This is a genomic window from Actinomadura sp. 6K520, from assembly GCF_004349245.1.
GTDB lineage: Bacteria > Actinomycetota > Actinomycetes > Streptosporangiales > Streptosporangiaceae > Spirillospora.
In genome coordinates, this window is record NZ_SMLC01000025.1 from 33,985 (window position 1) to 54,927 (window position 20,943).

The 20,943-nt window shown below is 73.1% G+C and carries 20 protein-coding genes; 6 read left to right on the forward strand and 14 right to left on the reverse strand.

Annotation, left to right across the window (positions count from 1 at the left end; genetic code table 11):
• Positions 1–2: 2 nt before the first annotated feature.
• From E1289_RS09560 to E1289_RS09580, 5 genes are all read right to left on the reverse strand, one after another.
• A complete protein-coding gene (locus E1289_RS09560) occupies positions 3–1,775 on the reverse strand; it encodes a cytochrome c biogenesis protein ResB (protein WP_131977629.1) in 1,773 nt (590 codons plus the stop codon).
• Between the two features lies 1 nt (position 1,776).
• Complete coding sequence (locus E1289_RS09565) at positions 1,777–2,520, reverse strand: cytochrome c biogenesis protein CcdA (protein WP_131977632.1); 744 nt, start codon at positions 2,518–2,520, stop codon at positions 1,777–1,779.
• A gap of 13 nt (positions 2,521–2,533) precedes the next feature.
• Positions 2,534–3,124 (reverse strand): TlpA disulfide reductase family protein, encoded by a 591-nt coding sequence (locus E1289_RS09570; RefSeq protein ID WP_243712718.1) that lies wholly within the window; start codon positions 3,122–3,124, stop codon positions 2,534–2,536.
• 45 nt (positions 3,125–3,169) lie between these two features.
• Complete coding sequence (locus E1289_RS09575; protein WP_131977635.1) at positions 3,170–3,808, reverse strand: histidine phosphatase family protein; 639 nt, start codon at positions 3,806–3,808, stop codon at positions 3,170–3,172.
• A 73-nt stretch (positions 3,809–3,881) separates the two neighbouring features.
• A complete protein-coding gene (locus tag E1289_RS09580) occupies positions 3,882–4,808 on the reverse strand; it encodes a LysR family transcriptional regulator (protein WP_131977638.1) in 927 nt (308 codons plus the stop codon).
• Positions 4,809–4,881: 73 nt separating this feature from the next.
• Between E1289_RS09580 and E1289_RS09585 the strand changes: the two genes are divergently transcribed.
• Complete coding sequence (locus E1289_RS09585) at positions 4,882–5,832, forward strand: EamA family transporter (RefSeq protein WP_131977641.1); 951 nt, start codon at positions 4,882–4,884, stop codon at positions 5,830–5,832.
• Complete coding sequence (locus E1289_RS09590) at positions 5,832–6,728, forward strand: dihydrodipicolinate synthase family protein (RefSeq protein ID WP_131977644.1); 897 nt, start codon at positions 5,832–5,834, stop codon at positions 6,726–6,728. The genes E1289_RS09585 and E1289_RS09590 overlap by 1 nt, the downstream gene beginning before the upstream one ends.
• A gap of 18 nt (positions 6,729–6,746) precedes the next feature.
• On the opposite strand, the gene hemL is transcribed toward E1289_RS09590, so the two are convergent.
• Positions 6,747–8,042 (reverse strand): glutamate-1-semialdehyde 2,1-aminomutase, encoded by a 1,296-nt coding sequence (gene hemL / locus E1289_RS09595; protein ID WP_131977647.1) that lies wholly within the window; start codon positions 8,040–8,042, stop codon positions 6,747–6,749.
• Between the two features lie 240 nt (positions 8,043–8,282).
• Between hemL and E1289_RS09600 the strand changes: the two genes are divergently transcribed.
• A complete protein-coding gene (locus tag E1289_RS09600) occupies positions 8,283–9,998 on the forward strand; it encodes a serine/threonine-protein kinase (protein ID WP_131977650.1) in 1,716 nt (571 codons plus the stop codon).
• Between the two features lie 31 nt (positions 9,999–10,029).
• On the opposite strand, the gene E1289_RS09605 is transcribed toward E1289_RS09600, so the two are convergent.
• The 8 genes from E1289_RS09605 to E1289_RS09640 all read right to left on the reverse strand — a co-directional run bounded on the left by E1289_RS09605 (position 10,030) and on the right by E1289_RS09640 (position 18,790).
• Entirely contained in the window at positions 10,030–10,674 is a 645-nt protein-coding gene (locus E1289_RS09605) for a bifunctional DNA primase/polymerase (RefSeq protein ID WP_131977653.1), read from the reverse strand.
• Between the two features lie 115 nt (positions 10,675–10,789).
• Positions 10,790–11,773 carry a porphobilinogen synthase gene (hemB, locus tag E1289_RS09610; protein WP_131977656.1) on the reverse strand — a complete coding sequence of 328 codons (984 nt, stop codon included), beginning with the start codon at positions 11,771–11,773 and terminating at the stop codon, positions 10,790–10,792.
• Positions 11,774–11,857: 84 nt separating this feature from the next.
• Positions 11,858–13,387, reverse strand: coding sequence for a uroporphyrinogen-III synthase (locus E1289_RS09615; protein WP_279487181.1), 1,530 nt, complete (start codon positions 13,385–13,387; stop codon positions 11,858–11,860).
• Between the two features lie 131 nt (positions 13,388–13,518).
• Entirely contained in the window at positions 13,519–14,448 is a 930-nt protein-coding gene (gene hemC, locus E1289_RS09620; RefSeq protein ID WP_279487184.1) for a hydroxymethylbilane synthase, read from the reverse strand.
• A gap of 61 nt (positions 14,449–14,509) precedes the next feature.
• Positions 14,510–16,105 carry a glutamyl-tRNA reductase gene (locus E1289_RS09625; RefSeq protein WP_207928883.1) on the reverse strand — a complete coding sequence of 532 codons (1,596 nt, stop codon included), beginning with the start codon at positions 16,103–16,105 and terminating at the stop codon, positions 14,510–14,512.
• A gap of 46 nt (positions 16,106–16,151) precedes the next feature.
• On the reverse strand, positions 16,152–16,892 hold the full coding sequence (locus tag E1289_RS09630; protein ID WP_131977664.1) for a redox-sensing transcriptional repressor Rex: 741 nt from the start codon (positions 16,890–16,892) through the stop codon (positions 16,152–16,154).
• 343 nt (positions 16,893–17,235) lie between these two features.
• Positions 17,236–17,514 carry a glutaredoxin family protein gene (locus E1289_RS09635; protein WP_131977667.1) on the reverse strand — a complete coding sequence of 93 codons (279 nt, stop codon included), beginning with the start codon at positions 17,512–17,514 and terminating at the stop codon, positions 17,236–17,238.
• Between the two features lies 1 nt (position 17,515).
• Positions 17,516–18,790: an antibiotic biosynthesis monooxygenase gene (locus tag E1289_RS09640; protein WP_131977670.1), complete on the reverse strand. Its 1,275-nt coding sequence runs from the start codon at positions 18,788–18,790 to the stop codon at positions 17,516–17,518.
• A gap of 213 nt (positions 18,791–19,003) precedes the next feature.
• Here E1289_RS09640 and E1289_RS09645 point away from each other — a divergent pair, with 213 nt between their 5' ends.
• The 3 genes from E1289_RS09645 (at position 19,004) to E1289_RS09655 (ending at position 20,918) form a co-directional block, all read left to right on the forward strand.
• On the forward strand, positions 19,004–19,657 hold the full coding sequence (locus E1289_RS09645; protein ID WP_131977673.1) for a sigma-70 family RNA polymerase sigma factor: 654 nt from the start codon (positions 19,004–19,006) through the stop codon (positions 19,655–19,657).
• Between the two features lie 191 nt (positions 19,658–19,848).
• Positions 19,849–20,031, forward strand: a complete 183-nt coding sequence (locus tag E1289_RS09650) for a hypothetical protein (protein ID WP_131977676.1) — start codon at positions 19,849–19,851, stop codon at positions 20,029–20,031.
• A gap of 14 nt (positions 20,032–20,045) precedes the next feature.
• Positions 20,046–20,918 carry an HAD-IB family hydrolase gene (locus tag E1289_RS09655; RefSeq protein ID WP_131977679.1) on the forward strand — a complete coding sequence of 291 codons (873 nt, stop codon included), beginning with the start codon at positions 20,046–20,048 and terminating at the stop codon, positions 20,916–20,918.
• The last annotated feature ends 25 nt before the right edge of the window (positions 20,919–20,943 follow it).

Below are 20,943 nucleotides of genomic sequence, written 5' to 3' on the forward strand. Positions count from 1 at the left end.
CGTCACTCCTTCGGTTGGGTCGCCGGACCGGATCCGCGGTCGGCGTCGGGCTCGCTGCCGGGACCCTCATCGGGCCCGTCGGACTCGTCGTCGGGCCCGTCGCCGGGCTCGTCCTGCGGACCGCGCAGCGCGGTCACGATCTCGTCGAACTCGGGGGTCGGATTCCCCAGCGTGAGACCTCCGACCTCGACCACCGTACGCCCGCCCTCCGCGGCGCTCGCACGGACCCACACCCTGCGCCGCCTGACCATGAACGACGCCACCACGCCCAGCACCGCGAGAACGGCCGCGACCAGGGCGGGGATGCGCCCCGGGTCCCGGTTGACCGAGAGGGTCACGTACTCCCGCAGCCCGTCGAACGTGATCGAGCCGCCGCCGGGCACCTCGAACGTCTCGCCCGGTTCGAGCAGCTTCTGGCCGTCCTTGACCGGGTGCAGCGTCTCGCCGATGCCCTCCAGTTTGTAGACCGACTGGGGGCTTCCGGAGTCGAGGCCGATGTCGCCCTTGAACGAGGTGATCGTGACGACCGGGCGGAGCGGCGCGGGGAACCCCGAGACGATCTGCTTGCCGTCCTGGCTCGCCACCGCGGTCGGCCACAGGATCGCGTAGAAGGCGAGCTGGTCGGGCTGCGCGTCCGGGGCCTTGATGACGCCCTCGGACGTCAGGTTCCGCGGCTCCATCTCCAGGAACGGCACCGAGTCCTGGAACGCGATGTCGCCCTCGGCGTCCCGCACGGTGAAGACCGGCGCGTAGCCGTGCCCGAGCAGGTACACCTTCGCCCCGCCGACGTTCAGCGGATGGTTGATCCGCAGGTCGTACGGCTTCTCCGCGGCGTCCGGGCCGGGGCGGTAGCGGATGTCGGCGTTGAACGCGGTGGCCTGGCCGCGCTTGTCGCCCTCGGTCTCGTACTCGGCCTTGAAGTCGTCCAGGGTGAGGGTGAACGGGGCCAGCTCGCCGTCGTCGAACGCCCGCCCAGGGGTGAACTGGTCGTACAGGCTCAGCGAGTTGGCGAACGTCTTGCCCTCGGTCAGCAGCACGTTGCCCTGGTAACCGAGCAGGTTGCCGAGGCCGAGCGCGAACAGCAGCGCGAGCAGCGAGACGTGGAAGAGCAGGTTGCCGGTCTCGCCCAGGTAGCCCTTCTCGGCGGACGCGGCGCCGCCCGACACGTCCACCCGGAACCGCCGCCCGCGCAGGACCTTGCGGGCCTCGGCGAGGACGTCCTCCGGGGACGCGTCCGTCTCGTACTTGGCGGACTGCGGCAGCCGCCCGAGGTTCCGGGGCGCCGCCGGCGGCCGGGCCCGCATCGACCGGTAGTGCTGGAACGCGCGCGGGACGACGCAGCCGGCGAGGGAGACGAACAGCAGGATGTAGATCGCCGCGAACCAGGGCGCGGCGAACACGTCGAACATCGACAGCCGGTCCAGCCACGGCCCCGCGGTCTTGTGCTCCGCCAGGTACGCCGCGACCTGATCGGGCGCCTGTCCGCGCTGCGGCAGGATCGACCCGGGCACCGCGCCGAGCGCCACCAGGAACAGCAGGACCAGCGCCGTGCGCATCGTGGTGAGCTGCCGCCAGGCCCACCGCAGCCAGCCGAGCGGGCCGAGCCCGGCGGGGCGCGGCGTCTCCCCCGGCGCCTGCCGCGCGGCGGGCGCCCGGGTGCCCGAGGTGTCGGCGGTGTCCGTGCCCTTGCCGCCGCTGTCCTCGGTACCGGTGTCCTTGGTACCGGTGTCCGTGGTGCCGGTGTCCGTGGTGTCCGTGCCCTGGTAGTCAGTCATCTCAAATAACCGGTTGGAAGCCGCTGATCCACGACTTCAGCTCGATGTTCAGGTCACCCCACAGGCCGCTCACCAGCAGCACCCCGATGAGGACGAGCATCCCCCCGCCGATCCGCATGACCAGGGGGTAGTGGCGCTTCACCGCGCCGAACGCCCCGAGCGCCCGGCGGTAGGCGATCGCGGCCGCCACGAACGGCAGCCCGAGGCCGAGGCAGTACGCCAGCGACAGTAGTGCGCCGCGCCCCGCGCTCGCCTCCGTGACGGCGAGACTCTGCACCGCCCCGAGCGTCGGCCCGATGCACGGCGTCCAGCCGATCCCGAACAGGACGCCGAGGAGCGGCGCGCCCGCGAGGCCCGCCGCGGGCAGCCGTCCCGACTTCATCGTCCGCTGCAACCCTGGGACGAACCCCATGAACGCGAGGCCGAACAGGATCGTGATGACGCCGAGGACGCGGGTGATGGGCTCCTGGTACTCCAGCAGCCAACGGCCCAGCCCCCCGAAGACGACGCCGTAGCTGACGAACACGACGCTGAAGCCCGCGACGAACAGCAGGACGCCGGCGAGCAGCCGTCCCCGCTTCTGCTCGGCCAGGTCGACGCCGGACATGCCCGTCACGTACGACAGGTAGCCGGGCACCAGCGGCAGCACGCACGGCGAGGCGAACGAGACGAGCCCGGCGAGCGCCGCCAGCGGCGCCGCCGCCACGAGCGACCCGCTGACGACCGTCTCGTCGACCGAGCTCACTGGTCCGCCGTGCTCATCGTTCGGCGGAGACCTTGGCGACCAGGGGGGCGAGCTTGGAGACGGTCGTCGCGCCGATGATGCGGGCGGCGACCCGGCCCTCCCGGTCGAGGACGAGCGTGCTCGGGATCGCGCTCGGCGGCACCTCGCGGAAGGCCAGCGTCACCTGGCCGCCGGCGTCGAACAGGCTCGGGTAGGTGATCTTGAACTTGCGCTCGAACGCCTCGGCGTTGGCCTTGGAGTCCTTGAAGTTGACGCCGAGGAACTCGACGCCCTCGTCCTTTTTCTCCGTGTAGACGTGCTGCAGCGACGGCGCCTCGCCCCGGCACGGCGCGCACCAGGACGCCCAGAAGTTGACGACCACGACCTTGCCCTGGAAGTCCGACAGCTTGAACGCCTCGCCGGTCAGGAGTTCGCCGCCGACACCCCGCACGCTCGTGCGGTCGGCGGGCTTGTACTCGGTGACGTTCCCGTCGCCCGAGATGAAGCGGTTGTCGGCACCGCCCGTCCCGTTCCCGGCCGCGCCGGTCCCGGCACAACCGGCCAGCAGCCCGCAGAGCGCCGCCGCGGCGGCCGCGACGCGCAGTGGGGAGACTCGGGGGCTCAACGGACCCTCCTACTACAGGACGTAGTACACAATCTACCGGTGCCGTCAGGCACCCGGGACACTGGGGCCCTTCGCGATCCCCGCGGCGGGCTCGTTGTAGGCGACCTCCACCAGCCGGGTGCCGTTGAAGGTCAGGCTGGTGACGCTGGCCAGGGAGCACTCGCGCCTGTTCGGCAGGTGCCAGAGGCGGCGGCGCTCGGCGTGCAGCCGCAGGGTGTAGATGGGCAGCTGGTGGCTGACGCACACGGCCTCGTGCCCCCGCGCCGCCTCCCGCGCCCTGATCACGGCGCCGCGCATCCGGGCGGCGAGCGCCCGGTACGGCTCGCCCCAGGACGGGCGGAACGGGTTGCGCAGGTGGTACCAGTGCTCGGGACGCTTCAGCGACCCCGCCCCGGCCCCGAACGTCAGCCCCTCGAACCGGTTGTCGGCCTCGATGAGCCGGTCCTCCACCGTCACGGGCAGGTCGAACGCGTCGGCGAGCGGCGCGGCCGTCTCCAGCGCCCGCTGCATCGGCGAGGAGAACAGCGCGGCCACGTCCCGGTCGGCGAACCATTTGGCGGCGGCCTTCGCCATGAGGACGCCGTCCTCGCTGAGGCGGTAGCCGGGCAACCGCCCGTAAAGGATCCCCTCGGGGTTGTGCACCTCGCCGTGCCGCATCAGGTGAACGATCGTCTTGTCAGTCATCGCGAGGTCAGGGTACCTTCGCCGCCCCCTCCTCCGGCCCACCGGTCCACCGGCGGCCACGGCGGAGGGCGGCTCAGCAGGACGCGTCCGTGCAGACGGGGATGTCGGGGGGCACGGCGGCGCGCAGCGCGGTGACGACGGCGCGGATCGCGGGCCTGCGGGCGGCCTCCTCGCGCCACAGGGCGTAGACCCGGCGCGACAGCGGGTCGGCCAGCGGGACGACCGCCACCCCGGGCGGCACGTCGCAGCGGCCGAGCCGCGGCAGGATCACGTTGCCGAACCCCGCCGCGACCAGGGACAGCTGCGAGGCGAACTCGTAGACCATGTGCTCGATGCGGGGCTCGCTGTCGACGGCGCGGAGCGTCCGCAGCAGCCAGTCGCAGCAGATGCTGTCCGGGGAGGAGCTGATCCACGGGTCGCCGGCCAGCTCCTTGAGGTCGATCGCGTCGCGGCCGGCGAGCGGGTGCCCGGCCGGCAGCGCCACGTCGGCGACGTCGTCGCAGATGACGCCCTTGTGCAGGCCCTCCGGCAGCGGGAGCGGCTCGTTGTTCCAGTCCTGGACGACCGCCATGTCGAAGTCGCCGCGCGACACGAGCGGCATGCTCCGGTTCGGGTCCTCCTCGCGGACCAGGATGCGCAGGTCGGGATGGTCGGCGCGCAGCACGCGCAGCGCGGCGGGCATCAGCCCGCGGACCGCGGTCGGGAACGCGGCGACGGTGAGCTGACCGACGACGGAGCCGCGGTGCGCCTCCAGGTCGGCCTGCGCCTGCTCGACCAGCGACAGGATGCGCTCGGCGTGCGCGACGAGGAGCTCGGCGGCGTCGGTGAGACGGACACCGCGCCCGTTGCGTTCGAGGAGCTTCTGGCCGGTCTCCCGCTCCAGCTTGGCGAGCTGCTGGGAGACCGCGGAGGTCGTCACGTGCAGGACGTCGGCGGCCGCGCTGACCGAGCCGTAGGTCGCGACGGAGTGCAGCGCGCGCAGCCGTTCGAGATCAAGCATGAAGCAATACTAAAACGAAACCTCAAGAAATTCTCGCTTGCCCTAAAGCAAGTGGCCGACGACGATCGGACGCATGACCCCACGCCATGTTCTTGTCGCCACCCTGGTCGCCGCGATGTGGGGGTTCAACTTCGTCCCGATCAGTGTGGCGCTGGACGACTTCCCGCCGCTGCTGATGGGGGCGCTGCGGTTCACCGCCGCGGCCGTGCCCGCGGTCTTCCTCGTGCGGCGGCCGCCGGTGCCGGCGCGCTGGCTCGTGCTGGTCGGCCTCCCGCTCGGCGTGGGGCAGTTCGGCCTGCTGTTCATCGGCATGCACATGGGGATGCCGGCGGGGCTCGCGTCGGTCGTGCTGCAGGTCCAGGCGATCTTCACCGCGCTGTTCGCGGCCGTGCTGCTGCGGGAGCGGCTGAGCGCCCGGCAGGTCGCGGGCATGATCGTCGCGTTCGGCGGCGTCGCGCTCATCGGCACGGCGCAGTCCGGGGGCGGCGGCCCCGCCGGGGCGTTCCTCGTCTGCCTCGCCGCCGCCGCGAGCTGGGGCCTGGCGAACATCGCCATGCGGCGGATGAACCAGCACGCGAGCGGGCCGGTCGACGCGTTCGGGTTCATGGTGTGGGTGTCGCTGGTGCCGCCGCTCCCCCTGTTCGCCCTGTCGCTGGTCTTCGAGGGGCCGGGCGCCGTCCCGGAGGCGGCGCGGAACCTGTCGTTCGCCGGCGTCGCCTCGCTGGCGTTCATCGCCTACGTCGCGACCCTCGGCGGGTTCGGCGCGTGGGGATGGCTGATGCGCCGGTACGAGGCCAGCACGGTCGCCATGTACTCGCTGCTCGTCCCGCCGTTCGGGCTCCTCTCCGCGGTCGTCCTGCTCGGCGAGCGGGTGGACGCGGCGCGCCTCGCCGGCGCCGTCCTCGTCGTCGCGGGCGTCGCCGCCGGCACCGTCCGGCTGCGGCAGCGCGCCGCCGTCCCCCCGCCCGCGGACCCGCCCGTCGAACTGCCGCCCGCCGACACCCGGCTCGCGGAGACAAGGTGATGACCATGCAGGGAATCCACGCCTCGCTCGTGACGCCGTTCACCCCGTCCGGCGAGGTGGACGTCGCGTCGCTGGAACGGCTCGCCGTCCACTGCCTGCGGAACGGAGCGGACGGCCTGGTGGCGCTGGGCACGACCGGCGAGGCCGCCATGCTGAGCCCGGCCGAGCAGCACACGGTGCTGGAGGTGTGCCGGGCGGTGTCGATCGAGCACGGCACACCGCTGATCGCCGGCGCCGGGACGATGGGCACCGCGGAGTCGATCCGGCAGGCCCGCGAACGCGCCCCGCTGGCCGACGCGCTGCTCGTCGTCGTCCCGTACTACCTGCGCCCGTCGGACGAGGCCGTCCTCGACCACTTCGCGGCGATCGGCAACGCCGTGGACGTGCCGATCCTCCCGTACAACATCCCGTACCGGACGGGGAAGCACCTGCCGGCCGACACGCTCGTCCGGCTGCTGTCACTCGGCTGTGTCGCCGGGATGAAGCACTGCGCGGGCGCCATCGACCGCGACACCCTCGCCGTGCTGGCGACCGGCACGGGCAAGGCGGTCCTGGCCGGGGACGACGCGTACGTCTTCCCGATGCTCCAGCTCGGCGCGTCCGGCGCCGTCGCCGCGTCGGCCTGCCTCGCGCCGGCCGCCTACGCCGCGCTGGCTCGCGCGGCGCGCGACGGCGACGCGGCGCGCGGGCTGGCGCTCCACAACGCGCTGTTCCCGCTGGCGGAGGCGCTTTACAGCGAGCCGGCCCCGGCCGTCCTCAAGGCGTGCCTCGCCGAGGTGGGCGTGATCGACGAACCCGCGGTGCGCGCTCCGCTGGTGGCACCGGACCCCCGATCGGTCTCCGCCGCCCTGGCCGCCTTTTACGCCCTCCCTGCACCCGCCCTGGAAGGCGTTTAGGACGACGCAGGAGGCCGTTTAGGACGAAGCGCGGGCCGCGGCTCGGGCAGCGTGCGGAAGGGCGTCCAGGACGCGTCCCAGGGCTTCCTCATCATGCGCCGACGACAGGAACCACACCTCGTACGCCGACGGGGGCAGGTAGACGCCGCGTTCCAGGGCGGCGTGGAAGAACGCCGCGTACGCCTTGGAGTCCTGGTGCTGCGCGGCGGTGAAGTCCCCCACCTCGCCGTCGGTGAAGAAGATCGAGAACAGGTTGCCGGCGTGCTGCGCCGAGTGGGCGACGCCCTCCCGGGCCAGCGCCTCCGAGGCGGCCTTCGACACGAGCTCCGCCGAGCGGTCGATCGCCGCGTACACCTCGTCCGTGGCGTTCCGGAGCGTGGCGAGCCCGGCGGCGGTGGCGAGCGGGTTCCCCGACAGGGTGCCCGCCTGGTAGACGGGACCGGCGGGGGCGAGGCGGTCCATGACGTCGGCGCGGCCGCCGAACGCGGCGGCGGGCAGCCCGCCGCCCATCACCTTCCCGAACGTCATCAGGTCGCCCGGCACGCCCTCGATCCCGAACCAGCCGGACCGCGACGCCCGGAACCCGGTGAGGACCTCGTCGATCACCAGCAGCGCGCCGTACCGCTCGCACAGCCGCTTCAGCAGCGCGTTGAAGCCGGACAGCGGCGGCACCACGCCCATGTTGCAGGGCACCGCCTCGGTGATGACGCAGGCGATGTCGGTGCCGTGGTCGTGGAACGCGTCCTCCACCGCCGTGACGTCGTTGTAGGGCAGGATCAGCGTGTCGGCGGTGGTCGCGCCCGTCACGCCCGGGGTGTCGGGCAGGCCGAACGTGGCGACGCCGGAGCCCGCCGCGGCGAGCAGCGCGTCGACGTGCCCGTGGTAGCAGCCGGCGAACTTCACGATCTTGGTGCGCCCGGTGAAGCCGCGCGCCAGCCGGATCGCCGACATCGTCGCCTCGGTGCCCGAGTTGACCAGCCGGACCTTCTCCACCGGCGTGCGCGCCGTGATCTCCTCGGCGAGCTCCACCTCGCCCGGCGTCGGCGCCCCGTAGGACGTGCCGCGGCCCGCCGCGTCCCGCACCGCCTCGACGACGGCCGGGTGCGCGTGCCCGAGGATCATCGGGCCCCAGGAGCACACCAGGTCGACGTACTCGTTGCCGTCCGCGTCCGTCAGGTACGGGCCGCGCCCCGACACCATGAAGCGGGGCGTGCCGCCCACGGCCCCGAAGGCCCGCACCGGCGAGTTGACGCCCCCGGGCACGAGCCCGGCGGCACGGTCGAACAACTGCTGCGAGCGCTCAATACCAGTCACGCGGTCCAGTGAACCACTCCCGTCCGGGACGCCGTGCGCCCCCGCCGCTGCGCCCGGAGTGACCGAAATGAGGCAGTCCGTCAGTTGCAGTTCGGCGACTTGCCTTGACCTCGCACGGTACGGGCCGATATTCCACCAAGTACGACATCGGCGCCCTGTCTCGCTCACGGTCTCAGGCGCCTCCCGCACTCACCGGCTGTACTCACCGGCCGTACTCATCTGACAGGCCGTATCGGAGGGATGGCTTTCAACGTGGTTGACGGCTGGACGGTCCCGGGCTTCACCCACGACCGGGAGCTCGGCGGCGGCGCCTCGGGCCGGGTGATGCTGGCGACCGACGACCTGACCAGCACCAAGGTCGCGATCAAGTACCTCGACGGCGCGCTCGCCGGCGACGAGGCGTTCCTCGCGCGGTTCCGCGCGTCCGCGCGCAGCCTGTCGCAGATCGAGGACCCCAACGTGGTCGACCTGTACGACTTCGTGGAGACCCCGGACGGCGCCGCGATCGTGATGCAGTACGCCGAGGGCGTCAGCCTGCGCCGCGTCCTGGCCGCGCAGGGCCCCACCGGTCCCCTGGCGGCCCTGTCGATGCTGGGCGGCACGCTCCTCGGCCTCGCCGCGGCGCACGACCAGGACGTCGTGCACGGCACGCTGCGTCCGGCGAACATCCTCGTGGACCCGAACGGCAACGCGCGGCTCACCGACTTCGCGACGTCGCCCGCGGGCACCGAGGCGCAGTCCGCTCCCCCGTACGCGGCGCCCGAGCTGTGGGACGGCGCGCCCGCCACCGTCGCCACCGACCTGTACGCCGCCACCGCGATCTTCTACGAGTGCCTCACCGGGCGGGCCCCGTACGCCGGGCGGAACATGGCGCGGCTGCACCGCGAGGCGCCGGTGCCCGCCGACGAGGTGCCCGGGCCGCTGCGCGACCTGATCCGCAAGGGCCTCGCCAAGGACCCGGCGCAGCGGCCGCGGTCCGTCGCCGACTTCCTCGGCGCGCTGGAGGACGCGGCCGTCTCCGCGTACGGCCCGTCCTGGGAGGCGCAGGGCCGCGGGCGGCTCACCGAGCTGGCCGCGCAGGCGGCGGCGCACCCGGAGCCGCCGAAGCCGAAGGCGGCCCGCGCCAGCGGCCGCAACCCGATCGTCGCGGGCAAGCAGCCCGGTGGCGGCGGTGCCCGGGGACGCTGGATCCTCGCGGCGGTCGCCGTCCTCGTGGTCGTCGGCGCCGGCGCGAGCGCCATGACGCTGCTGAGGGGCGACGACAAGCCGCCGCCCGACCCGGCGCCCGCGCAGAGCAGCACACCGCAGCCCTCGCTGCCCGCCGGGGGCGTCGACCCGGCGCCGCTCGTCGCGCAGATCGACCAGGCCGTCGCCCAGGCCCCCGGCGCCCTGTTCAGCTACCGGCAGACGGGCTGCTGCGGCTTCCCCGCCACGGCCAAGGGGACGTTCGGCCTGGCGCAGGGCGGGGAGGCGTCCTACTCGCTGACGCTCGCGGGGACCGGCGCGGCGCGCAAGCCGGTGCGCGCCTTCATCGTCCAGGACCGGCTCTACGTGCGCGTGGGCCGGCAGTGGAAGGCGTCGGCGCTCGGCGGACGCGGCTACCCGGCGACGGCCGACCAGGTCCGCCAGGGCAGCTCGGTGGCCAACCTGACGGCGCTGCTGCGGTCGGCGACCAAGCTCGCCAAGGGCGAGAGCAACGAGACCGGAACGATCTACGAGGGCGAGGCCCCGGCGGCGAAGCTCGCGGAGGAGCCCGGCATCGGCCCGATGTACGCGCAGATGGCGCAGGCGACCGGCGCTCAGCAGCTGGCCTTCGCGATCAAGATCGACGCGGGCTACCGGCCCACCGGGTTCTGGGTCCGTGCCGGCGCGGAGGACGGCCGCAACCAGACGATGCGCGGCTCGTACTCCAAGTGGGGCCGCAAGGCACCGATCCAGGCGCCCCGGACGACCTGACAGCGGACGACCTGATCACCGGACGGCCTGATCAGGCGTCCTCGCAGCTGTCCGCGAGGACCTCCAGCAGCCGCAGCGGGTCGGGGAGCGGACCGCGGGCCGGCGGCCGCAGCCAGCTGACCTCGCGCCCGTACGGGAGGACGGACGGCGGCGCCACCACGTAGCTGTCGCGGCAGTGCCACCGCATGCCGGGCGTCTCCGCGACGTCCTCCGGCAGGGTGTCGAGGTGGCAGGACCACCATTCGTCCTCGTCCACGGGCGCGCCGCGCGTCGCGACGAAGAACAGGTGCCGGTCCCCGCCGAAGGACGCGACGGGCCCGACGGGGAGGTCCTCGTCCTCGATCCGGTCGAGCGCGACGGTGCCCGCCGCTGCCGGGACGTCGAACACGTCGAACACCCGGCCGGTCGGCAGGATGATGTTGGCCAGGGGGCGTTTCACCCACCAGCGGTCGATGACGCCGGTGTCCACACTGGCCTGGTGCGCCCAGGCCGCCGACACCGGATGCGCGCCCGGGTCGGGACAGCCGATCCGGTCGCACGAGCACGCCCGGTCGCCGCCGTTGGGGGGATGCTCCCCGGGGAACGAGGGCCAGCCCAGCCCGGCGTACCGCCGCGCCGCGGAGGCCATCCGGTCACGCGCCGCCTTCTGCCGCCTGCTCCCCGACACCACCAGCATGTACGCCCCCAATACCCAAGGTCGAAGCGCGGTCCCTGACTAACGATGATGCCCGCCGCGCAAACCCCCGGGCACGGCAACCCCCGCATACGACCGAAATTGACTAGGGAGTGTCCTAGGACAGGCGGCGGGCCACCTCTGTCGCCCAGTAGGTGAGGGCTATGTCGGCGCCGGCGCGGCGGATCGAGAGGAGGGATTCCATGATGGTGCGCTCGCGGTCGATCCAGCCCTTCTCCGCGGCGGCCTCGATCATCGCGTACTCGCCGCTGACCTGGTAGGCGACGACGGGGACGTCCACCGTGTCGCGGACGCGGCGGATGACGTCGAGGTAGGCCCCGGCGGGCTTCACCATGACCATGTCGGCGCCCTCGCCGAGGTCGAGGAGCACCTCGCGCAGCGACTCGTCGGCGTTCGCCGGGTCCTGCTGGTGGCTGGCGCGGTCGCCGAACCGCGGCGCGCACTCGGCGGCCTCGCGGAACGGGCCGTAGTACGCCGAGGCGTACTTCGCCGAGTACGCCATGATCGCGATGTCCGGGTGGCCGGCGCCGTCGAGCGCGGCGCGGATCGCGGCGACCTGGCCGTCCATCATGCCGCTCGGGCCGACGACGGCCGCGCCCGCCTCGGCCTGCGCGACCGCGATCGACGCGTACCGCTCCAGCGTCGCGTCGTTGTCGATCTCGCCGGAGCCGGTGAGGACGCCGCAGTGCCCGTGGTCGGTGTACTCGTCCAGGCACAGGTCCGTCATGATCACGGTGGCGTCGCCCAGGTCGGCGTTCAGGTCGCGCAGCGCGAGCTGGACGATGCCGTCCGGGTCGTCGGCGGCCGAGCCCGTCCCGTCCTTGACCGCCGGGACGCCGAACAGGATGATCCCGCTGACGCCGGCCTCCACCGCCTCGTGCGCGGCCTTGCGCAGGCTGTCGCGGGTGTGCTGGTACACCCCCGGCATGGACGTGACGGGCTGCGGCTCGGCGATGCCCTCTTTGACGAACATCGGCAGGACGAGATCGGCGGGCGCGAGCCGTGTCTCGGCCACGAGCCGGCGCAGCGCGGGCGTGCGGCGCAGCCGTCGCGGCCTGGCGACGGGGAACTGTGCGGACATGTCCTTCTCCCGGTTCGGGTGTTCCGCGCCGGCGCGCCCCGGCGACTTGGGGTCGTTACGGTGTGAGCTACGGCGTCACGGGTGTCATCTGCGGCGCCGGGCACCCCGGCGCATCTGGCTGGGCTTGCGAAGCGGGTCGCCCGCCTCGATCTGTGCGGCCCTCCGGTTGGCACCGTACTCCGCGAGCGCCGCCGCGAGGGTCGATACGGACGGTTTCTCCGCCATAACGTCCACGCGCAGCCCGTACTCCCGGGCGGTCCGCGCGGTCTGCGGGCCGATCACGGCGATCACCGTCACGTTGTGCGGCTTGCCCGCGATCCCGATCAGGTTCTTCACCGTGGACGACGAGGTGAACAGCACGGCGTCGAACCCGCCGCCCTTGATCGCCTCGCGGATCGGCGCGGGCGGCGGCGCGGCCCGGACCGTCCGGTAGGCGGTCACGTCCTCGCACTCCCAGCCGAGCTCGGTCAGCCTGGCGATGAGCACGTCGGTGGCGATGTCGGCGCGCGGCAGCAGCACTCGGTTGATCGGGTCGAGGTCCTCGTCGTAGGGCGGCCACTCCGCCGCGAGGCCCTCGCCGGACTGCTCCCCGGACGGCGTCAGGTCGGGCTGGACGCCGAACTCCACCAGCGCGGCGGCGGTCTGCTCGCCGACGGCGGCGACCTTCAGCCCGGCGAACGCGCGGGCGTCGAGGCCGTAGTCGACGAACTTCTCCCGGACGGCCTTGACGGCGTTGACGGAGGTGAACACCACCCACTCGTACCGCCCGGTGACCAGGCCCTTCACGGCGCGGTCCATCTGCTGCGGGGTGCGCGGCGGCTCGACGGAGATCGTCGGGACCTCGTCGGGGACGGCCCCGTACCCGCGCAGCTGGTCCGACAGCGACGCGGCCTGCTCCTTCGTCCGCGGCACCAGGACCCGCCACCCGAACAGCGGCTTGGTCTCGAACCAGGACAGCTTGTCGCGCCAGCCGACCACGTCCCCGACGATGATCAGCGCGGGCGCCTCCATGCCCTTCGCCGCGGACGCCAGCTTCTGCAGGGTCGACACGACGGTCTCCTGCTCGGTGGTCGTGCCGAGGCTGGTCATCGCGGCGGGCGTGGAGTCGGGACGGCCGGCGGAGACCAGGCCCTTGCACACCTCGGCCACCGCGTGCTCCGCGCCCATGATCACGAGCGTGGCGTCCGGGGCGGCGAACCGCTCCCAGTCCACCCCGCCGCCGGAGGCGTCCACGACCCGGATCTCGCGGTGGTCTGCGTCGGTCAGCGGGATGCCCGCGTACCCCGGCACGCCCGTCACCGCGGACACGCCCGGCACGACCTCGAACGGGACACCGGCCTTGGCCAGCGCGGACCCCTCGGCCGCCAGCCCGCAGCCGAGGCCCGGGTCACCGCTCACCAGCCGGACGACCCGCCGCCCCGCCTTCGCGGCGCGCACGGCGAGCCGGACGGGGTCGCCCTCCGCCGAGTCGATGATCTCCACGTCGGGACGGCAGTGGGAGAGGATCTCCTCCGGGCAGTGGGCACGGCTGACGAGGACCGTGTCGGCGCGTCCGAGTTCGGACGCGGCGCGCAGGGTCAGCAGGCCCGGGTCGCCCGGCCCCATCCCGACGATCGAGACGGTGCCGAGCGCGGTCGGCGCCCCGGCGGGCGTGTTCGGCGCGCCGGTGCTCTCAGCCTCGGTGCTCGTCGCCTCGGTGTTCTCGGCGGCCGTGTTCTTGGCGGCGGTGCTCTTCGCGGCGGGGCTCAATCGCGCTCCCCCATCAACTGGTCGGCCCCCTGCGCGAGCAGCCGGGCCGCGAGGTCGCGGCCGAGCTGCTCGGCGGCATCCGGGTGGCCGCTTGCGGACAGCCTGACCTGACGGCTCCCGTCGTACGCGGCGACGGTGGCCGTCAGGTGCAGTTCTTCTTCTACTTCGGCAGCGTACGTCCCCACGGGCGCGGAGCAACCCGCCTCCAGGACGGCGAGGATCGTCCGCTCGGCGGTGACGGCCCTCCTGGTCGCGGCGTCGTCGACCGTTCCAAGCAGTGCGCGGAGGTCCGCCCGGTCGGACCGGCACTCCAGCGCGAGTGCGCCCTGTCCGGGTGCGGGCAGCATCTGGTCCGGCTCGAAGACCTCGCCGACCGCATCGACCCGCCCGATCCGCTTGAGGCCCGCGTGCGCGAGCACGACGGCGTCCAGTTCCCCGTCGGTGACCTTCGCCAGCCGGGTGTCGGCGTTGCCGCGGATCGGGACGACCGCGAGGTCCGGACGCAGCGCCCGCAGCTGCGCGACGCGGCGCGGCGAACCGGTGCCGACGCGCGCCGCGTGCGGGAGGTCGGCGAGCTTCGCCGGGCTGCACAGGGCGTCGCGGGGGTCGTCGCGGGGCGGGGTCGCGGCGAGCGCGATCCCGGGCGTCTCGGACGTCGGCAGGTCCTTCAGCGAGTGCACAGCGAAGTCCACCTCGCCGGAGAGGATCTTGTCGCGGAGCGCGTTGACGAAGACCCCGGTCCCGCCGATCTGGGCGAGCAGGGCCTTGGAGACATCACCCTGCGTGGTTACCCCCACCAGCTCGACGGCATGCCCCGTACGCTCCGTCAACAGGTCCGCCACCCGCTGCGACTGCGTCATCGCCATCAGGCTCTTCCGGGTCCCGAGCCGCAGCGGGCCCCCCGTGCCACCCGGCCGCCCGCTCAATCCCTGACTCACTGGCTCGCTCCGCTCGGCTCCCGGCGGGCGGCGCCGGCGCCGCCCGCGATCACGTCGTCTCTCCTTCGCGCGCCGCGACGGCGCCGCGGGCGCTGACCGCCCGGACGCTCGCGGTCTGCGCGTTCACCGTCTCGGCGTTCACGCCCTCCAGCCGGTGGGCGTTGACGTCCTGCACGCTCACGTCGTCCATGCGCACGCCGTCCATGCGCACGGCGTCCGGACCGGTCCCTCGCGCGCCCTCGGGCGGGGACGGGGTGCTCACACAATCGGCCTCGGCGCACTCGGCGTCAACCGCGGGGGCCGAAGCGTTCCAGGGCGCCGCGGCCGCCGGTTCGTCCTCGCTCATGTCGGCGCGGGCGACCGCCTCGGGCGCCTTCGGGTCCAGGTCGAACAGCTCGCGCAGCGCGTCGGCGTAGGAGTCGCCGCCCGGCGCCGCCGCCAGCTCCTTCACCCGGACGGTCGGCGCGTGCAGCAGCTTGTCCACCACCCGCCGGACGGTGTGGCCGATCTCTCCGCGGGCCCGCTCGTCCATCTCGGGGAGCCGCCCGCTCAGCCGGTTCAGCTCCGCCTCCACGACCTCCGCGGCCTTGCTGCGCAGCGCGACGACCGTCGGGGCGACGGCGGCGGCGCGGGCCGCGCCGAGGAACGCCTCGACCTCCGCGCGCACGATCCGCCGGACGGCCTCGACGGCCTCCGGGCCGATGGCCTCCGCCGCCTCCTGCTCGGTGCGCAGGTCGTCCAGCCCGGCCAGCCGGACGCCCGGCAGGTCGCCGGCGCTCCGCTCGATGTCGTGCGGCAGCGCCAGGTCGAGGAGGAATCGCTTGCGCCCGTCGGCGCCGACGCCCCGCGCCGCGAGCTGCGCCGCGGTCAGCACGAGGCCGGTCGCGCCGGTGCAGGAGACCACCAGGTCGGCCTCGGCTATGGCGGCGTCCAGCAGCGACAGCTCGACCGCCCGGGACGGCACCTCCAGCGACTCCGCGAGCCGCACCGCCCGCTCGTGGGTGCGGTTCGCCACCACGACCTCGCCGGCACCGGAGCGGCTCAGCGTCGCCGCGGCCAGGGAGCTCATCGAGCCGGCGCCGACGACGAGCGCGCGGACGCCGTCCAGCGGCCCGAGGTGCCGGACGGCGACGTCGAGGCCCACGCTGACCAGGGACGCGCCCGCCTTGTCGATGCCTGTCTCGTGGTGGGCGCGCTTGCCCACCCGCAGCGACTTCTGGAGGACGTCGTGCAGGTCGCTGCCGAGCGTGCCCTCGTCCTTGGCGAGCCGGAACGCCTGCCGGATCTGCCCGAGGATCTGCCCCTCGCCGACGACCATCGACTCCAGGCCGCACGCCACCGCGAACACGTGCTGGACGGCCCGCTCCTCGTAGTGGACGTACAGGTGCCGCGTCAGGTCGTCCATCGGGATGCCGGAGTGGAGGGCGAGCAGTTCGGAGATCGCCGAGACGCCGCCGTGGAACTTGTCCACCACCGCGTAGATCTCGACGCGGTTGCACGTCGACACGATGGCCGTCTCCGCGACGTTCCCGGACTTGTGGACGGCGTGCAGCAGCTTGACCAGGTCGTCCCCGGCCACCGCGGCGCGCTCCAGCACCGCGACGGGCGCGCTCCGGTGGCTGAGTCCCACGACCAGAATGCTCATATGGCCTCTCCCGCGTCTCCCTGGTTTCCCGGCCGGACTGCCCCGATCATGCCTCTACAGTCTCCACGTACTGTGTCGTACCGGGAGGTGCGTCCCCCTCTTGGAGGGGGGCGAGACCGTCCGGTCCCCCGGCCTTGCGCTGCTCGTGGAACGCAAGGATCTGCAGTTCGATCGACAGGTCGACCTTTCGCACGTCGACGCCCTCCGGCACCGAGAGGACGACCGGCGCGAAGTTCAGCACGCTGGTCACGCCCGCGGCCACCACGCGATCGCAGACCCCCTGGGCCGCGCCCGCGGGGGTCGCGATCACGGCGATGGACACGCCGTGGTCAGCGATGATGTCCTCCAGCCGGTCGATGTGCTCCACCGTCATCCCGGAGATCTCCTGGCCGACGATGGACTCGTCCGCGTCGAGCAGCCCCGCCACGCGGAAGCCGCGGGACGCGAAACCCCCATAACCGGCCAGTGCCCGGCCCAGGTTACCGACGCCGATGATGGCGACCACCCAGTCCTGGGTGAGGCCGAGTTCGCGGGAGATCTGGTAGACGAGGTACTCGACCTCGTACCCGACCCCGCGCGTCCCATACGAGCCCAGGTGGGACAGGTCCTTGCGGAGCTTGGCCGAGTTGACGCCCGCCGCCGCGGCCAGTTCCTCCGAGGAGACGGTGGCGACGGCGCGCTCCTGCAGCGCGGTCAGCGCGCGCAGGTACACCGGCAGCCGCGCCACGGTGGCTTCGGGGATGCCACGGCCCGCGCGGTCACGGGGTCGGTTCTGTCGAGATGTCACGGCCTGCTCTTCGGGCTCGTCGCTGGGCACGGGGACGCGGACCCGCGGCTCCGGTTTGGCGCGGCCTGGCGGGCGGCCTCGCACCGCTTCCTGACCGCCCCGGGGCTGGCCCTCAGGTTAAGCCTTTGTGAACAGGCGCACAAAGTCACCCCCGGTTCCGCGGGCGCCGCCGGGGCCGCACAAGACACCACAAACACCGTCCATCAGGGGCTTTCCAGCGTACGCCGCGCGCACCGGACCGCCACGGGATGTGATCGACCCGACATACCCGGCACCCGGAACGGAGGCCCCGGGGTGGCTCACGGCCGGCCGTACGGCCCGGCGGTCAGGCCGGTTCGGCCGGTTAGGCCGGTTCGCGCAGCTTCGCGATGGCGGCGCGGAGGCGGTCCTCGTCGACGCGCCAGAAATCGTGCTGCACGCCGTTGATGAGCGTGACCGGGATCTGCTCCCAGTACTGCTCGGTGTCCTGCTCCGAGCGGGTGATGTCGCGCTCCTCCCACGGCACGTCAAGCTCGCGGGCGACCCGCTCGATCACCGCGCGGGCGTCGTCGCACAGGTGGCAGCCGGGCTTGCCGAGCAGCGTGATCACGATGCCGGGCCCGTCCCGCTCGGTACCGGTCATGTCACCTCCCGGGGAACTCCGGCGCCGGAAGCGGCACCTTCGCGGCGCCGAGGCGCAGCTCGATCACGTTGGTCGCCAGCACGTGCGTGCGGGACTCCGCCAGGAACCGCTGCAGGTGCGGCTGCCGCCGGTGCGCGGCGAACGCGGTGTCGTCCCGGAAGAGCTGGTAGAAGATCCGCTGGGTGGGGCCGCCGACCACCTCGTGGCAGGCGAAGATCACGGTCTCCGGCTCCAGCGCGCGGGCGGCCTTGACGAGTTCGGCGGCGAGCCGGTCGAAGGCGTCCTCGCGGCCCTCCAGGAGCGTGTAGACGGTGATCTGCCCGCACGCCCCGGCCAGCCCGCCGTTCCGGGCATGGTCGGGGGCCGGGACGCTCCCCAGCGCGGCGGCGGCGCCGCCGACCCCGTCCACGGCCGTGGGGCCGGCGGGGTTGTCCCGGAAGCGCAGGTCCTCGGCCGGCGCCGGCTCGGGGAAGCGCAGCTCGCCGCGGCGCGGGTCCTGCGGAGGGGTCGGCGCCGGGACGGGCTCGTGCCGTCCGGGCGGGTAGCCCTGCTGTTCGTATCCGGTCACCGGCTCATCCCCGTAGTCGTCCCCGTAGTCGTCATAGTCCTCGTCGTCGTACACCGGAATGGTGCGCATCGCCCCGTACCAGACCAGTCCCGCCGCCCCGCCGAGCGCGAGCACCGCGAGCGGCGCGGGGAGGAACCCGCGGCTGCCGCTCACCACCAGCACGCCGCCCAGCGCGACCAGCGCGATGGGGATCAGCAGCTCGGCGGCCTCCCGGTCCTGCTTGCTCGCCAGCCAGGCGGTGACCCCGGTGCATCCGGCCAGCGCGAGCACCGCGACGACGTGCGCGCCGTCGATCAGCAGCAGCGGCAGCGCGTCGTAGGTGTCGCGGGGCTTCGGCAGGTCCTTCGACAGCTTGCCCTTGAGCGGGTCCAGCAGCAGGATCACGATCGCGACGACCGTGTAAGAGATCACGAACAGCCAGGCGGCGAACCTGACCTGCACGTACCGCGCGATCAGCTCGATCATGCCGAGGGCCAGCCAGACCGGCGCGATCAGCGCGGCGCCGAGCTCCATGACGCGGAAGAACACGCCGTTGAACCCGGCGAGGAAGCCGACGCCCATGGACAGCAGCGCGAGCGACAACCCGACCTGCGTGAACGACCACGCGATGAGGTAGAGCAGCCGGTCCTTGTGGGCGCGCTGGATCAGCAACCCGGTGACGAGTAATGCACCAAGGGCTGCCAGGAGCGCGAGCAGAGCAGAGAGCATCGCGCCCCATGGTGCCCGATGCCGGGGGAAGACGGGTAACCGCTCACGTGAACCGCCATGCCCCGGCGGTGCCGCCCGCCCGTGCCGTCCCTTGTGTGGTCCGCACATGTTACGGCGTGCACGTACATCTGCACGCACCATTGCCTGGCGTACGTATCGGTATCTAGAGTGGCAAATCACGCCGGAGGTCGCGTACGCCCCGAGGAGAACTGCATGAGCAGCCTGACCCTCGATGGCGGGGCGCTTCCGATCCCCCGGCGGTTCCGGGACGGCGCCGCCCGCGCCCCCGGACACGCCTCCGGACAGGACACCGACCGGGCCGAGGTGCTCAAGGCCCTGGTCCTGCGGGCAAGGGACGGCGACGCCGAGGCGTTCGGTTCCCTCTACGACCACTACGTCGAGCTGGTCTACCGCTACATCTACTACCGCGTGGGAACGCACTCGCAGACCGAGGACCTCACCAGCGAGACGTTCCTCCGCGCCCTGCGCCGGATGTGCGACTTCCACTGGCAGGGCAAGGACTTCGGGGCCTGGCTGGTGACGATCGCGCGGAACCTGGTCGCCGACCACTTCAAGTCCGGCCGCTACCGGCTGGAGATCTGCACCGCCGAGCTCCTTGAGCCCGACCGGCACCAGGAGGGACCCGAGCGGGCCGTCCTGGACGCGATGACGAACCGCACGCTGCTGCAGGCCGTCCGCCGGCTCGGCTCCGAGCAGCAGGAGTGCGTCGTCCTGCGGTTCCTGCACGGGCTGTCGGTCGCGGAGACCGCGCTGATCATGGGCAAGAAGCCGGGCGCGATCAAGGCACTGCAGTACCGCGCCGTCCGGTCCCTGGCCCGGATGATCCCACCCGACCTGCGCCTTTAGCCCGCGAAGGACCCATGCGCCGCCCATGAAGGGGTAGTGCGCGGCCTCGCCGCAGGCTTCGGCGGGCCGCGCGGCGGGCATCATTGAATCGTCTATCAATCTGTGCACCGGGCCGTAACCCGCGCCGCCGCACGATCGTTTTGCGGGCAGGAGCGCGTTCGTGTCCGGATACCGCAAGGGAGCGGCTGTTGATGACCGGGCGAGGGAAGATCGCCGAGCAGGGGAACGCGCTGGCCCGGCTGCGGGTGAGCGACGCCGGGCCGGACCCGCGGTTCCGTGCCGGGCTGCGCGAGCGGCTCGTCGCGGCCGCGAGCGGCGAGGGTGACGACGGTCCCAATCACGGGCGGCGCGACGATCTCGGGCGAGGGGGTTGACTAGGCTCGGCCCCATGCGGCGATTCTGGCAGCGCGCCAAGGACGAAGATCACAAGAGCGCCGGGGAGGTCGCCGCGGCCGCGGCGGCCGAGCCCGAGCCGCTTCCGGAGCCCGATCCGTCCGCGGCGGCGTTCTTCGACGTCGACAACACGATGATGCGCGGGGCGTCGATCTACTACTTCGCGCGCGGCCTCGCCGCCCGCAAGCTGTTCACGATGCGCGACCTCGCCATGTTCGCCTGGGGGCAGGCCGCGTTCCGGCTGCGCGGCACCGAGAACTCCGAGCACATCGGCAGCGCCAAGGAGGCCGCGCTGTCGTTCGTCGCCGGCCAGCGGGTCGACAAGATCGTCGCGCTCAGCGAGGAGATCTACGACGAGGTCATGGCCGACCGGATCTGGCACGGCACCCGGACCCTCGCCCTCCAGCACCTGGACGCGGGCCAGCAGGTCTGGCTCGTCACCGCCACGCCCGTCGAGGTCGCCCGGACGATCGCGCACCGCCTCGGCCTCACCGGCGCGCTCGGCACCGTCGCCGAGACGCGCGACGGCCTCTACACGGGCCGGCTCGTCGGGAACCTGCTGCACGGCCCCGCGAAGGCCGAGGCCGTCCGCGCCCTCGCGCAGCGCGAGGGCCTCGACCTGGCGCGCTGCGCCGCCTACAGCGACTCGGTCAACGACCTGCCGATGCTGACCGCCGTCGGCCACCCGCACGCCGTGAACCCCGACCCCGAGCTGCGCGCGCACGCCAGGGAGAACGGCTGGCCCATCCACGACTTCCGCACCGGCCGCAGGGTCACGATGGTGGCGCTGCCCGTCGCGGCCGGCGCGGGCGCCGTCGCGGGCGGGGTCGCCGCGGGCGTCGCCCTCCGCCGCCACTATCGCGCCTGACCCTTCCCGCGGGCTTAGCCTTCTC

Coding starts and splice junctions, on each gene's coding strand:
- E1289_RS09560 (WP_131977629.1), bottom strand. CDS start 1,775: ATGACTGACTACCAGGGCACGGACACCACGGACACCGGCACCACGGAC.
- E1289_RS09575 (WP_131977635.1), bottom strand. CDS start 3,808: ATGACTGACAAGACGATCGTTCACCTGATGCGGCACGGCGAGGTGCAC.
- E1289_RS09580 (WP_131977638.1), bottom strand. CDS start 4,808: ATGCTTGATCTCGAACGGCTGCGCGCGCTGCACTCCGTCGCGACCTAC.
- E1289_RS09585 (WP_131977641.1), top strand. CDS start 4,882: ATGACCCCACGCCATGTTCTTGTCGCCACCCTGGTCGCCGCGATGTGG.
- E1289_RS09590 (WP_131977644.1), top strand. CDS start 5,832: ATGACCATGCAGGGAATCCACGCCTCGCTCGTGACGCCGTTCACCCCG.
- E1289_RS09600 (WP_131977650.1), top strand. CDS start 8,283: ATGGCTTTCAACGTGGTTGACGGCTGGACGGTCCCGGGCTTCACCCAC.
- E1289_RS09605 (WP_131977653.1), bottom strand. CDS start 10,674: ATGCTGGTGGTGTCGGGGAGCAGGCGGCAGAAGGCGGCGCGTGACCGG.
- hemB (WP_131977656.1), bottom strand. CDS start 11,773: ATGTCCGCACAGTTCCCCGTCGCCAGGCCGCGACGGCTGCGCCGCACG.
- E1289_RS09625 (WP_207928883.1), bottom strand. CDS start 16,105: ATGAGCATTCTGGTCGTGGGACTCAGCCACCGGAGCGCGCCCGTCGCG.
- E1289_RS09635 (WP_131977667.1), bottom strand. CDS start 17,514: ATGACCGGTACCGAGCGGGACGGGCCCGGCATCGTGATCACGCTGCTC.
- E1289_RS09640 (WP_131977670.1), bottom strand. CDS start 18,790: ATGCTCTCTGCTCTGCTCGCGCTCCTGGCAGCCCTTGGTGCATTACTC.
- E1289_RS09645 (WP_131977673.1), top strand. CDS start 19,004: ATGAGCAGCCTGACCCTCGATGGCGGGGCGCTTCCGATCCCCCGGCGG.
- E1289_RS09650 (WP_131977676.1), top strand. CDS start 19,849: ATGACCGGGCGAGGGAAGATCGCCGAGCAGGGGAACGCGCTGGCCCGG.
- E1289_RS09655 (WP_131977679.1), top strand. CDS start 20,046: ATGCGGCGATTCTGGCAGCGCGCCAAGGACGAAGATCACAAGAGCGCC.